This window comes from Ruegeria sp. ANG-R, from assembly GCF_000813985.1.
Classification (GTDB): Bacteria; Pseudomonadota; Alphaproteobacteria; order Rhodobacterales; family Rhodobacteraceae; genus Ruegeria.
This window is the reverse complement of sequence record NZ_JWLJ01000027.1, coordinates 1-12,408: the sequence shown is the minus strand read 5'-3', so window position 1 is coordinate 12,408 and position 12,408 is coordinate 1. Positions and strand designations below refer to the sequence as shown.

Annotated in this window: 14 protein-coding genes and 2 pseudogenes; 10 read left to right on the top strand and 6 right to left on the bottom strand. The window is 50.7% G+C overall.

Annotation, left to right across the window (positions count from 1 at the left end; genetic code table 11):
- Nucleotide 1 precedes the first annotated feature (1 nt).
- Nucleotides 2-388, top strand: a complete 387-nt coding sequence (locus tag RA27_RS22745; protein WP_343294168.1) for a recombinase family protein — start codon at nt 2-4, stop codon at nt 386-388.
- A gap of 125 nt (nt 389-513) precedes the next feature.
- Here RA27_RS22745 and RA27_RS22740 read toward each other — a convergent pair whose 3' ends face one another.
- The 5 genes and pseudogenes from RA27_RS22740 to RA27_RS22720 form a co-directional block, all read right to left on the bottom strand.
- The gene (locus RA27_RS22740) at nt 514-1,059 is read right to left on the bottom strand and encodes a hypothetical protein (RefSeq protein ID WP_152610797.1); all 546 of its coding nucleotides are present in this window, start codon (nt 1,057-1,059) and stop codon (nt 514-516) included.
- Nucleotides 1,060-1,064: 5 nt separating this feature from the next.
- Nucleotides 1,065-1,622 (bottom strand): hypothetical protein, encoded by a 558-nt coding sequence (locus RA27_RS22735; protein ID WP_152610796.1) that lies wholly within the window; start codon nt 1,620-1,622, stop codon nt 1,065-1,067.
- Nucleotides 1,619-2,575, bottom strand: coding sequence for an AAA family ATPase (locus RA27_RS22730; protein WP_039544484.1), 957 nt, complete (start codon nt 2,573-2,575; stop codon nt 1,619-1,621). The genes RA27_RS22735 and RA27_RS22730 overlap by 4 nt, the downstream gene beginning before the upstream one ends.
- Before the next feature lie 35 nt (nt 2,576-2,610).
- A complete protein-coding gene (locus RA27_RS22725) occupies nt 2,611-4,221 on the bottom strand; it encodes a DDE-type integrase/transposase/recombinase (RefSeq protein WP_082025259.1) in 1,611 nt (536 codons plus the stop codon).
- A gap of 10 nt (nt 4,222-4,231) precedes the next feature.
- Nucleotides 4,232-4,795: pseudogene (locus RA27_RS22720) on the bottom strand (recombinase family protein).
- A 255-nt stretch (nt 4,796-5,050) separates the two neighbouring features.
- Between RA27_RS22720 and RA27_RS22715 the strand changes: the two are divergent.
- From RA27_RS22715 to RA27_RS22690, 6 genes are all read left to right on the top strand, one after another.
- Nucleotides 5,051-5,407 carry a hypothetical protein gene (locus RA27_RS22715; RefSeq protein WP_152610795.1) on the top strand — a complete coding sequence of 119 codons (357 nt, stop codon included), beginning with the start codon at nt 5,051-5,053 and terminating at the stop codon, nt 5,405-5,407.
- A 14-nt stretch (nt 5,408-5,421) separates the two neighbouring features.
- Nucleotides 5,422-5,988: a hypothetical protein gene (locus RA27_RS22710; RefSeq protein WP_039544476.1), complete on the top strand. Its 567-nt coding sequence runs from the start codon at nt 5,422-5,424 to the stop codon at nt 5,986-5,988.
- An 8-nt stretch (nt 5,989-5,996) separates the two neighbouring features.
- Nucleotides 5,997-6,497 carry a hypothetical protein gene (locus tag RA27_RS22705; RefSeq protein ID WP_039544473.1) on the top strand — a complete coding sequence of 167 codons (501 nt, stop codon included), beginning with the start codon at nt 5,997-5,999 and terminating at the stop codon, nt 6,495-6,497.
- Nucleotides 6,497-6,811, top strand: coding sequence for a hypothetical protein (locus RA27_RS22700; RefSeq protein ID WP_039544470.1), 315 nt, complete (start codon nt 6,497-6,499; stop codon nt 6,809-6,811). The genes RA27_RS22705 and RA27_RS22700 overlap by 1 nt, the downstream gene beginning before the upstream one ends.
- A gap of 7 nt (nt 6,812-6,818) precedes the next feature.
- A complete protein-coding gene (locus tag RA27_RS22695) occupies nt 6,819-7,409 on the top strand; it encodes a hypothetical protein (RefSeq protein WP_039544467.1) in 591 nt (196 codons plus the stop codon).
- Nucleotides 7,410-7,476: 67 nt separating this feature from the next.
- On the top strand, nt 7,477-7,824 hold the full coding sequence (locus RA27_RS22690; protein ID WP_039544464.1) for a hypothetical protein: 348 nt from the start codon (nt 7,477-7,479) through the stop codon (nt 7,822-7,824).
- Nucleotides 7,825-8,023: 199 nt separating this feature from the next.
- Here the strand turns inward: RA27_RS22690 and RA27_RS22685 are convergent.
- A pseudogene (locus RA27_RS22685) lies at nt 8,024-8,710 on the bottom strand (IS6 family transposase).
- A gap of 1,392 nt (nt 8,711-10,102) precedes the next feature.
- Between RA27_RS22685 and RA27_RS22675 the strand changes: the two are divergent.
- From RA27_RS22675 to RA27_RS22665, 3 genes are all read left to right on the top strand, one after another.
- A complete protein-coding gene (locus RA27_RS22675) occupies nt 10,103-11,635 on the top strand; it encodes a glycoside hydrolase family protein (protein ID WP_082025258.1) in 1,533 nt (510 codons plus the stop codon).
- A gap of 13 nt (nt 11,636-11,648) precedes the next feature.
- Nucleotides 11,649-12,050 carry a toxin-activating lysine-acyltransferase gene (locus RA27_RS22670; protein ID WP_052265467.1) on the top strand — a complete coding sequence of 134 codons (402 nt, stop codon included), beginning with the start codon at nt 11,649-11,651 and terminating at the stop codon, nt 12,048-12,050.
- 17 nt (nt 12,051-12,067) lie between these two features.
- The coding region (locus tag RA27_RS22665; protein WP_206540016.1) for a hypothetical protein at nt 12,068-12,408 on the top strand (341 nt) is incomplete at its 3' end.

The following is a 12,408-nucleotide window of genomic DNA, read 5'->3' as shown; positions in this document are numbered from 1 at the left end:
GGTGCTTCAAAAAATTGTGAGCAAGATCGGCTACATTCGGGTATCAGACCATGAGCAAACGGAAGCTCTGCAAATCGACGCTTTGAACGTGGCGGGCTGCGATGTGATCTATGGCGATCACGGCGTATCCGGCGCGGTGCGAAACCGCAAAGGGTTGAATGAGGTTCTGGGCGAGTTGAAGAAAGGCGATACGCTTGTGGTCTGGAAGCTTGACCGTCTCGGGCGTTCGACTGTTCATCTTCTCCTTTTGCTTGATGAACTCCGAAGCCGAGGGGTGGATTTTCAGGTTCTGTCGCAAATTTCCCAATCGAATACAGACACCTTTCGGAGGACACACTTAGCTGTAACGAACTACAAACATAATCAGCTTGAACCGCAATTATCTTGATTTTTCGACCAAATTAATTGCGTCTATCCAGGCGCACCAAACCGGATTAATTGCAAACGTACTCAGTTTATCTGCAACGCGACTGCAATCATCCTACTCAAACCACTTTATCTGCGAACAGCCTTTCAGCTGGAAAACACGCAGTAATTATCCTTGTATCTTTGCAGGGCTGTGAGCAGACGATGGTGCTGTCGACTGTCCGTCATTTTCTCCATTCTAAAAATATACTGTTCAATGACTTTGTTCTGATCAGCCTGGGGAAGACTTGTCGGTTGGTAGAGCGGAGCAAACGAAAAGGTGATCACCCCGATTGAGCTATGCTCTCCCAAATCCATGATTCCAAATTTGGGATTACCTTCATCTGTCAAATCCGGCAGCAGCGTTCGCGACAGGTTAAACTTGATGCCAGACCTTTTGGTTCGCCACGGGTCGGTCTCTTCGGTCCATGCTATGATCTGGCAGTCCTTGACTTTAATCGACCTTTTGACGGTCAAAGACAGCTGAAAACCATCGACGCCAGGCTCGCTTTCGCCAAAGGTAACTTCAGTCATCGACGTTTCTTCAATCTCTCCGGCTAGAGATTTCTGGTGCTCTTCTGCACAAGCAAATTTGGGAAGCAGGAAGCAGTAACAGACAATATAGAGTAGTTTACTCGCCAGATGTGTGCCCATCCAATTCAGCCCGTATAGGTGCAATATGCAGACTGATACTGATTGAGCAGAGCCAAAAGGCGTCGAGGCTGTTCTTCATCCGACACAGGCTGCATCAAGAATTGTAAAAAGGTAACGGGTTGCTCGATTTTGCCTTCACCAATGAATTTTTTTGATCGCATAACCGGCTTATAAGGGTGAAAAAACCTGAACGTAATTGAAGTCATCGCACTTTTGTTATCCTTTACCGGTGTGAAGACGTACTCTGACCCAATAGGCACGGTTGGATCGGGAATTTGGGTGCGATTAAGATCGAAAGTAATTTCCGAGTTAGGATCTTCGACGACGCCAATCGATATGGTTCTCGCTGTGATGTTACAGTTGCTGACTTCCATCTCGTGCATATCAGCAAAGAGAGGTGGATAGATGGACCAGCCAGCACCTTTGCTGCTTTCAGAGGACGGGTGGTCTGTTGTCCTGGACGCGTCTTCAATTTGACGAGCAAGATCCAATTGATCGTCTTCAGCAAATGCCGTTGTGGCACAAAGTACCGACATAACGACGCAAACCTTAATGTTGATCATATAGGCAGCCCCGCTTTACGCATGAGAGTGGAGAGTTCGTTGGTTCTGTCCGTGTCCAGTTGGCCTTTCAGGAAGCGCCGGATCTCCGGTAGACGAGTGTCGGTAAGATCGGTCAGTGCTTTTGGGCTGTAACCGATCCGGGAAAGACGGGCATCGAGATCATCAAACCCAACGGAGATGGTTTCTTCGACAATGTCGCGTGTGACCTGATCTGCGCCCATGCGGTAGGCATCAATGAACGCTCGATTCAAATGCTCGGCAAATTGCAGCGGGGTGGACAAACGTTCTGCCAGATACTCCTGTGCGGCGTCTTCAAAGACGTCAGACGGGTCAACCCCATCCGTCAGGCACTGCACCAGAAGCCAGGACACAAATTCCCGGCGTTCATCGCCAATGCTGCTGAACTCGAACTTTGTCGTCCGATGACCGATCTCTTCCATCGTCGCGCGCCGCAGGTCGTTCTGAAGCCGGGGGTGGCCAACAAGGACAACAGATAGCGAACCACCACCTGCGCTGATGACCTCCCGAAGCCGCTTCAAACCGTTCAACGTGTGACCATCCAGATCATGGGCTTCGTCGATGAAGAGAGCGATTGGTTTCTTGGCTTTTCGCACAGCTTCCTGAAGTAGCCTTTCCCGGCGTTCTGGTTGGGTGGGCACTTTCATGTCCGGGTCGCCGGTGATGTCGAGGAACAGTGCTGTGATCAGGGCGGGTAGAACAACACGCGGCTTATCGACCGACAGGCTGCGCGCCACGATGATCTTCTTATCTGCTGTGATCTGATCCTGAAGACGGTTGATCATCACGGTCTTGCCAACACCCACCGGGCCGGAAATGGCAATCAGATCCCCGGCCATGATGGCCGCCATCACATCCTCACGGAACTGGACCAGTCGCTCGGTTTCAAAGTATCCAGCCTGGCTCCACACGCGCTCGATGTGGAAATGCTGCATGACCTGCCTGTTTAACACCTGCTCGCCCCCCTTTCTTATTTCCCGCGCCGGAAGCGCTCTTTGATGGCCGTTTCGATCTCAGCTTTGTTCAGTGTCCGACCGACGAGTTCGCCGACAAATGCGCGGTCAATTGATGAAAGCTCTGCCAGCGGTCGGTCCAGTAGATAAGAAATCCCCCGCCGCGCGCTGAGTTCGTTTTCATAGGCAATCTGGCCCCACGGGTCAGGGCCGGTAAATTTGACCTTGGGCAGTGGCACCACCTCAGCCGGGGCGACATCAAAACCCGATCCGCCAAGCGCCGCGCGGGGCAAGCTTATTTGTTCCGCCAGTTTGGCGACCGCCTCAGCACGCTTTTCTCGGGGCGAGTGTTTGCGCTTTCGATATCGGTGCAACGGAATTGGCCCGCCTTCCGGTCGATAGGGACCATAGCGCTTATCATTCCACTCCACGAACAATTCGTGATCGAACAGACCCCACCATAACAGCACCTCTTCGCCCGCCAGATCGCCATCGACCTCGTAGAATGCTCCGTCAATCGACACCCGCGCATCGGCGGCAACCTTGCGGCGTTCTGGCTCACGAGCAAAGGCACAGAAGCGTTCCCAGGAACACATCTCGCGAATGCCGGTCTCCGGGAGGTTGGCAATCCAGTCATCGATCCGGCTGTGTTCCTCCCGGCGGTGGGGCTTGTCATTGTATTTGCCGATGAAGTTTCTCAGCCAGAGATTGGCCTCCGCTTCGGTTTCAGGCTTATGGAAATGATACAGCGTCTCATGGGCTTCTTTCACGGTTCTGAATGGGCGCTCCACCTTGCCCTTTGATCGAGCGGTGACGCGGGAACCGTCAGATCCGGCAGGCATGTGGGTTTTCCAGTCCACGCCGAGCCGTTCCATCACAGTCTGGAACACCAAGCTTTTCGCAACAGGGCCGTTGTCCAGATAGATCGTCTCGGGAATGCCCTGGAACTCTGTATCTTCCTTCGGGGCCATGGCGTTGAACAGGAAACGCAGCGCGCTTTCGGCGTCCTCGCCATAGACACAGCGGTATTCCTGATAGGATGTACCGGAGCGATCATCCACGACACTGTAAAGCATCATGGTTGGTTGGCCACGCTTCGGGTCCACCCATGCCGGTTGCTGAATGTGCTTCAAATCCGATGGGCTGATGTCGAATTGCCAGCAGGCATTGGAATAGCGGGCCTCAAACCGGACCGCGGGTGTTGCCCGGATCATTCTTGGCCGATCATATCCCCATGACCGCAGCCACCGGTTAACAGTTGTCGGTCTGAGCAAGCCTTTCACTGGTTGTACATGGCCTTCGGGTGTTTCCACTCCGTGCTCTTCCAGAAGCTCAATGGCCCGGTTGGTTGATAGATGGCGCCCCTTCTTGTTGCTCGTTCGCATTTTCAGTGCAGCGATGATTTCGCAGTAACGCGCCAAATCGTGCTCGGGGATGCCGCGCGGCTTGCCACGGTCAGCTCGCCGAAGACCCTTGGGTTGATGCAGTGACTTCAGGGCGCGATAGACAGTGGATGGGCTGACACCAAAGAGATCCGCGATCCGGCCAATTTCTTCCCGACGAGCGGCTGACCGCGGCGGCAATCCCGCCAACCGGGTTCTCAACGCCAGCAATGTCTCGACTGGTATGCGGATACCCCTATTTACCATCGGAAAACTCATCCACATAGGCGTAGAGCGTGGCCCGAGAGATACCCATCAGATTACAAATCTCCGGGATTGTATGTTCACGAGAATGGTAGAGTTGGACGGCATGAGCCCGTTTCTTGTGATTCAACACCTTCTTACGACCGCCCTTGCGGCCGCGTGCCCGCGCTGCCGTCAGACCAGCTTGTGTGCGCTCGCGGATAAGGTTGCGCTCGAACTCGGCCAAGGCGCCGAACATATGGAAGATGAGCTAACCGCCGCTTGAAGTGGTGTCGATGGCTTCCTGGAGGCTTTTCAGACCAACACCCATTTCCTTTAGTTCTTCAGCACGGGCAATGAGATCCTTCAGAGACCGCCCCATCCGATCCAGCCGCCAGACAACCAATGTGTCGCCCTCGCGAAGCTGCTCCAATGCCTTGATAAGACCTGGACGCTCAATTTTGGCCCCGCTTACCTTATCGTCGAAAATCCGCTCGCATCCTGCGGCACGCAATGCATCATGCTGCAAGGTAAGGCTCTGATCCTCGGTCGATACGCGTGCATAGCCAATGAGCATGGAAAACCGTCTGAATAATCAACTCGATTGCTCAAATGCATACGGTGATTTCCAGATGCGGTAAACAGACAAATTTGTTGCGCGGATTCAGTGCCGTCGAGATTGGTGCTGGCACCGTCTGACAAACCTGCGTTTGGTAGACGCGCAACAGCTGGATGTTTCGTTCCACCACGTTGCTTGATCTGCTTGCATTTGGACGCATCGAACTGCATCTCGTCAAAACACGCTTAACTTATTGAAAGAACACTGGGCAGCATGTCGAAGATAGCTAAATTTTCCCCGTTTCTATTGTTCGCGGCTGTGGTTTCTGCTTGTGCAACATCTCAAACGAGAGACACTGTGCAAACAAAATCCATCTCCGGTCAAACAGCCTACGCAGTCAGTGCTGGTGGCGCCATTCCAGACTTGCAAGGCAATGCCCCTGATCAAGCAGATATTGAACGTGGAATGAAGCGGATCGAATTCGGCACACATGGCACCGGTCTTCCCAGTCAGGCAAAAAACATCTGTCCCAACGGATACAAAGTCGCAGAATGCGGTGAGCCCAATGTTCGACCGGAAGGTCAAGGCGTTTGGAGCATCCAAGCCTATTTCTCAATCATTTGCGCGTAAATTAAGGAAAAACAATGAAGTTGAGTTTTAGATATGTAGTTGCTTTTGCTCCTGCGGTCTTTCTTTCTGCCTGCCTAAACACGACAACTGAGAGGCCAGCTACAGCCAGATTTGACGGTACAGCGATTGAACAACCCATCAACATTCTGGCCAATGCGTATATTAAAGGTAATCGACACACCAAGATCGATCACAACAAAATCGGTGCTGCGGCAAAATGCTCATATCAAGTCGGGAACACTCGAGGTCGTTTGACGACTCCGGCAACAATCAATGTTCCTATTACTGATCAGCCGCAGACGCTGCAGCTTGAGTGCGAGTTTGGCGAAGCGCCACAAACGGTTACAACCAACTTTGGGAAGACTTTCAGCTTCCCTGCATACACCGTTAAAGGGGGCGGCTCCGCACAATCCACCTGGAATCGTCGTAGCACAACCAAAGAAATTGGCTCCTTTCCTTTGAGCTATCGAATTCCAGAAAATCAGCAGTGGACGGATAGCGCAGCTCTCAGCGCTGTTGATGATCACGGTGCCCGTACTTTCCCTGGGATAATCGTCGTGAATCTTAATGGCCAGTTCTGAAGATGCTCATGAAGTACTTGTTGCCTGTTTGCGCCGCTGTGGTTCTTAGCATGCACGAAACGTCAGCCCATGAGGTGAACGTGGATTCACCCCTGACGCCCAGAGAAGAGATCGCTGGGGTTAATGCACCTCCATACCCACTCAGCGCCTTTTACGAAGGCGAAGTCGGCGCGATTTTTGAAAAGTCCAAATGCTTCGTACCAAAACAACGTTTGCAGAGCTATTCTATCGGCGAATGGATGGGTCATGCTTCCAATGAGGAACGCGCCAGGCTGGTTTGCGCCATCATTCTTCTAGCTCAGGGGCCGGAATACGTGGCGAGAACCAAAGCCCAGCCACCCCACGCGGAATATCTACGAAGTTCCACCCTGAAGGCATTTGTTTTGGCGGAAGCATTTCGAGCACCGTATAATCTGAGTGCTGTCGAAGCCCTCAGTACGGCGCTTGTTGTTTTGAACGGCGTGAACCCAATGGATCGGCGGGCATTACTTCGGGCCATTGCCGAGTGATGGCATTGAAGAAGACTGGCAGCCTGAAGACGAATATCCAGAAAAGTGTTCTGGATCTTGCATTTCTTGTAGCAATGCTAGGGTGCATCTATGGAGTCTGTTATGCGGCGTACACCTATTTTGTGGGTACTATTTTCGTCGATGTCAGGTCGTTGAACGCAAAGGGCTTTACTCACAAGGAAGCGTTGCTCCTGCTGGACTATTATGCGTCTGCGCCGAGGAAGTTTTTGCCTCTCGCAGGAATATTATTAATCATCAACATCTTGGCAGGGTGGTTGAAGAAACGCATCGACCGAAAAGAAGGTTTAAAGTAGGAAACCAATGCAGAACCTTAAATCAAAACTCCCTTATTTTGCACTCGGAGTGGCGGGCTATGCGTTGCTCAAGTTTGGATTTCTTTACTATGAAGGTTGGGGGGCGCCGAAAGGGCCAACAGCCTTCAAACGGCTTGGATTTGGATACGCAGCATTCGCTAACTATTGCCTACCTGCGGACGGAGATATCGAAAGGCAAAAACTTGGATTACAGCTGCTTGGCGGCACCACAGCGGCTTCAGTAATCAACAATGTGGAATACGAATACATCCGAAAAGACTCCCTTGGTGACGGGTCGATTGCGTACCAGATGAAAGACGATAGACCGGTATCGTGCCAAGTTGCGATAGACGCCAAACCCCAAGAGGCGCAAGAACTTCTGTTCTCAACGTTTTCACGGCTGGAGCAATGGGATAGCTCTTATGAACGAGTGGATATTGATGCCGATGAGCTGAAAAAAGCATATGGTGTCTCATTGACCTCTGACTTCTTTATTGACCAATCAGACAGCGCGAGAGGTTCACTGTTTTTTGCGATTTCACCTCTAAAAGTCGGTTCGGCTGAGCAAACGATTTTGACCTCTGGATCAATGCGATAGCGGAACACTAGATCGAGCTTATGAACTTCATCGAAAACTTCCATCATCACGCAAGGCCGAGGTCCCAATGAGACGAATTTACTTCCTGATTATCGCTCTAAGCTTGACCGCTTGCCGAGAAGACGCGTCAGCAGGTCCATCTTGGGAACATCCAGAGTTCGGTGTCGTCACGGCAGAACACCCAGCTTACAAGGAGGCATATGAAGCGTGCGACAAGGCGGTATATGGTGCTGGAGTCGAGATCAGCGGGAAAGCGTACACGTCAAAAACCGAAGTTTTCCAGAAGATAAAGCCAATGCTGAGTGTTGATAGAACAGAAGAAGAAAACGAAATCCTTCTTAAATGGTCGGGCGAATGGCAACCTGCGTTCATACAGTGCATTGCGGACAAGGGATTTTCGTTCCGAGAAAAATAATCTCCCTTTCCGTGGAGAAATTTCAGATTTCAACATTGCAGGTAATGTCGTCTGAGTTGGATGATTGCAGTCGCGTTGCAGATAAAGTGGTTACGGTCGCAAGCAATCTGGTTTGAAGTGCACTCATAGATGCAAACAACTTGGTCGAAAAATCAGGACGATTGCAGCCTGAACTGATTACGTTTGCAGTTCGCTACACTTAGCCCGCGAGCGCAGCAAATTTCTGAAAGCCGTTTTGCCCTGACACGATGATCTGGTCCTTTCGGATCATGTGGGCGGCCTCAATCCCGTCCAGAGTTGCCGCCGCTGAATGAAACGCTTTGAACCTCATGGTCGGGCGCGTGATCCTTTTGCCAAAGCGGTGATCCTGCTCGACGATGTTGTTGAGGTGCTTGGCCAGAACGGTCTGGATCAGAGGCCGCATACCCCTGATCTTCCGGATCACATTGACCGCCTCAATGCCAGCCAGATTGGCCCCACTTTGATCAATAACAATGCGTTCGGGGGCACCGTTGCTCTGAATAGCGTTCTTCAAAAATCGTCGTGCCGCAGCCGTGTTTCGGCGCTCGGACAACATGAAATCAAGGGTTTGCCCGTTTCGATCAACGGCTCGGTAGAGATACTTTCAGTTGCCTTTCACCTTGATGTAGGTTTCATCCATGCGCCAGGAATTGGCTGTTGGTCGTTTTCTGGTCTGAGCTGCCTTGGCAATCAGCGGCGAGAACTTCACGACCTAGCCGTTCAATGTCGCGTGATCGACATCCACCCCACGTTCGTGCATGATTTCTTCCAAATCCCGGTAAGACACACCAAAGCGTACGTACAAATACACCGCATAAAGGATTGCGCCCTTGGGATAATGGATACCCTTGAAATCAATCGTCACAGGTGGTTACTCGCCTTCAAAATCAAATACCCGCTGCTAACACAATACAACTCGCACATCCAATCCCAAAAATTTGCGACAGAGCCGTCTGAGAGATTCATTTTATTGTTGACCAAATGGAAACTATTTGTTTTATACAAAAAACAATAAGTTACAGGGTTGATGTTGTGAAGCTACATTCTCGTAGACAGAGAGCCACCTTTTTTCCTTCAACGAGTTTAGCGGGTGTTGGCCTGCTGACCTGATAGGCGTTTACCTGCCCGTGAACGAATGTTGGGAAATCGCTTCCCTACCACTTGGAGAACGTGATGGTTAAGGGTTACGCCTCGAGTATCAGAACGCCGAGTCATATGAGATCAAATCAGGGTTTTCAGGGATGGTTTGACAACCGTGGCGGATTTCGATTGCATCTCTGGCTGGCAAGACGTTGTTTGCCATCAGACTGGATTAAAGCAATGAGCCCTTGAAAAGGATTTATGCTACAAAACTGCTACCTATCTAATCAAGTTCAAAGCCATTGTAAAGTCTGAAATGAGGGCCCCTTATTGCTATATTATATTGTATATATTACTTTTGCCGCATTGAGTGCCGCGACCCTAATATATACAATATATGGCGGCGCGTTCGTGGCGATTTCGATGCTCTTAGGCTTGAGCCTTATTCACGCAAATATACATAAAAACAACTTCGTCATAATGCCCATAGCATTTTTGACTACATATATCTTGCTTGGCATCTTCCTCTCATATCATCCACTAACAAATATAGAAAGTTCAGGGTCTGGAACTGGTCAGCAATACAAGAACTATATTTAGAATGGAGAGTATACTTATGGCGGGAAACTACGAATGCTAAAATTCTTAGCCATCGGCTTCATAATTTACATGGTAGGTGAAACTTTCCGCGCATTTGGTGCAAAATCACTTTTCATGCATCCTCAAACAACTTGGCAATACCGTAATAGGGCATCCAGATGATTGGAAAAATGTTTAGATATTTCGCAATCCTTGCCGCTTTTCAAGTGGCATTACCAGCCTTTTCTCAGGTCTGTAGCGATAGAACTTGCCCGCCAATAGCGCGATATCAAATTTCTTGTCATACAAACCTTCTGTCGCCTCTCTTCTACTCATCTTTTGACTTAAACTCTATATATAAAGATAAACTTCTATTTGTATCGTATGGTGACGGTCGAGACCTTTCCTTCAACCCTAAAGAGTTCCGAATTGTAGACGGCGAAACACAGATGATGCGCGGCAGCGTATCAGACCTAAAACCACGATTGGCCCACATCAAAATGGATAACAATAGCGACGAGTTATCTACAGATATATTCGTTCAAGCTAACGAGTGGGAATGCACATTCTACGATCATGCTAACTCGGAGAATTACGAATGACTATGACAACGTCTCAAGCCGGAATTGATTTGATCACCAATTACGAGCAATTTCACTCTACTGCATATATCGCAGAGGCAGGTGGAATTTATACGATTGGATACGGTCATCGCGATCCGAGCATTACCGCTGGTATGGTTATCACCGAAGCACAGGCCCAAAATTATCTCCGCCAAGATTTGAGAGACGCTGAAGCCATCGTAAATGCAAACGTGAATGTTACGTTGACACAAAACCAATTTGATGCTCTCGTTAGCCTTACATTTAATGCTGGCGTAACCAATCCTAACGATTCTGTTTGGCGAGAAATAAATGCCGGAAATTTCCATCAAGCGATGATTGAGATTGGGTCATGGAGAAGAGCTGATCTCGGGGATGGTTTGGGGAACATACCAAGAGACGGACTAATTGCCCGTCGGAACGATGAAGTTGAGTTATTCATAAGTGGCGATACAACAAGAGACTATAATTATACCGATCACTACGCCAATCCTGACCAAATGGTTGCCTTCCTTTCTGCGGCAATCAAAAACGGTTTGAACAATGGAACATTGACCGCTGAAGATGCCGTCGCTTTGTTCCAAACAGCTCGCGACAATAATGATCAAAATCTGATGCGCGCATATATCAATGGCCTTCGAGCGAGTGACAGCAACTGCTTCCTTGCTGGTACAATGATTACAATGGCGGACGGGTCTAAGAAGCCGATTGAACAGATCAGGCCGGATGACTGGGTTCTGTCGATGGACCAGAAGACGGGACAAATGGTTCCCGGCAAGGTCACGCGCACGTTCCAGAACGAAGCCAAGATCGTCTTGGATTTCCACGGCACATTCGTGACCCCCGGCCACGTCTACTATCGCCCGGACAGCAAGAAGTCGTACAAGTACGAGACGCTGATCGACGTTCTGCGTGATGACGGCATTATCCAGAATCAGGACGGCACACTGATCCGCGCCGCCACGAATGTTCCCGTGGGCAGCCCACGCGACGGCTTTGTCAAAGCGGTCACAGGTCGACGCAATGCAGATGGTACTGTGGATATCAAGGATCAGGGCCGCATTCGCCTTGGTACCCGGTTTCTTGTGGGGGAGGCCAATGACCGCAAGTTCTGGGCAGTAGCCGATCTCATCGAAGCTTTGGGTGGTGTTGTTGATGAGGACGAACTGATCCGTGTGGGGGAGGGCGACCCCATGCCGTTCCACTGGGATTTTGGAGAGCTTTTACCCAAACCTGAAGATTTCGTGCTGGTATGCTCAGGCACCACACTTGAGGACATCTACAAGGCTGCGGAATGGGAAAGTCAGGGGCCGCGCCTTCCCGCGCCGATGGTGCTGGATCGCGGCCCGGTACAGCCTTTGTCCGAGATGGCTCTCTCGACCATGCCCCGTAATGAGCCCCTTGCGGTCAGACATAATCCAATGACGGCTTCCACTCCGCTACAGGGACCGAACCGTGAACAGCGCAAGGCGCTGGCGGCGAGGCAGCGCAAAGCCTCCAAATCAAAACCATCTCGTGTTTTGAACTAGGGAGCTTTGCCAGATGTCAAAGACGCAGAAGGGTGCGCTGAGCGCACTGGATGCCCCGACCTTTGCCGCCACCATGGGCAATGCGGTCTGGCTAATGACCATGTCCAAGGCCCATAAGGATCTTCCTATCCGCAGTATCGAGAAGACGGTCGCCACACCCACCCTGCTGCGGCGATTTCGGCTGTATTCCAAGGAGAAGCAGCCGGTGGCGTTAACCTGGGCGAATGTCTCGGGTGAGGTGAAGGCCCGCGTTGAGGCCGGGAACACAGATCTTGACATCAGGGACTGGACGTCAGGGGAACACATCGTGATTGTGGACTGCGTTTCCCCGTTTAACCCACCGGAACTCTTCCGGGAGAAATTTCTGTCATCGCTGAGCAAGGCTGGCGATGAACAAAAGAGAACGCATTCATAGGAATTTTAAGAGTTATGATGACCACTGACTTTATCCTCCGGACCCAAGCTCTAAATCCTGAGGCTGCGCTTTCGCTGCTGCAATTAGATGGGAGCACGCTTAGCTCAACCCTTCAACTCAGCCTGCAAATACCCACGAATGTCATGCCCGAGGCCAAGAGCCACCAGGTGTACAACTTCGAGGTCGCCAAGCATCATAACTACATCGCCGGCGGCATCCGTGTGCATAATGAATCTATATTATCCCATTTGGGAAACAACGGAATTCTCACTGATGTGAATCTGGATAATAGCATTGGTGAACACATCACTGAGCGCCGTGAGGCGATCGAAGAGTTTAGCCAACGAGACGGCAGTTT

What these genes read in the sequence shown, in the direction of transcription:
- RA27_RS22740 (WP_152610797.1), bottom strand. Translation starts at nt 1,059, where the DNA reads ATGGGCACACATCTGGCGAGTAAACTACTCTATATTGTCTGTTACTGC.
- RA27_RS22735 (WP_152610796.1), bottom strand. Translation starts at nt 1,622, where the DNA reads ATGATCAACATTAAGGTTTGCGTCGTTATGTCGGTACTTTGTGCCACA.
- RA27_RS22730 (WP_039544484.1), bottom strand. Translation starts at nt 2,575, where the DNA reads ATGCAGCATTTCCACATCGAGCGCGTGTGGAGCCAGGCTGGATACTTT.
- RA27_RS22715 (WP_152610795.1), top strand. Translation starts at nt 5,051, where the DNA reads ATGTCGAAGATAGCTAAATTTTCCCCGTTTCTATTGTTCGCGGCTGTG.
- RA27_RS22710 (WP_039544476.1), top strand. Translation starts at nt 5,422, where the DNA reads ATGAAGTTGAGTTTTAGATATGTAGTTGCTTTTGCTCCTGCGGTCTTT.
- RA27_RS22705 (WP_039544473.1), top strand. Translation starts at nt 5,997, where the DNA reads ATGAAGTACTTGTTGCCTGTTTGCGCCGCTGTGGTTCTTAGCATGCAC.
- RA27_RS22700 (WP_039544470.1), top strand. Translation starts at nt 6,497, where the DNA reads ATGGCATTGAAGAAGACTGGCAGCCTGAAGACGAATATCCAGAAAAGT.
- RA27_RS22695 (WP_039544467.1), top strand. Translation starts at nt 6,819, where the DNA reads ATGCAGAACCTTAAATCAAAACTCCCTTATTTTGCACTCGGAGTGGCG.
- RA27_RS22690 (WP_039544464.1), top strand. Translation starts at nt 7,477, where the DNA reads ATGAGACGAATTTACTTCCTGATTATCGCTCTAAGCTTGACCGCTTGC.
- RA27_RS22675 (WP_082025258.1), top strand. Translation starts at nt 10,103, where the DNA reads ATGACTATGACAACGTCTCAAGCCGGAATTGATTTGATCACCAATTAC.
- RA27_RS22670 (WP_052265467.1), top strand. Translation starts at nt 11,649, where the DNA reads ATGTCAAAGACGCAGAAGGGTGCGCTGAGCGCACTGGATGCCCCGACC.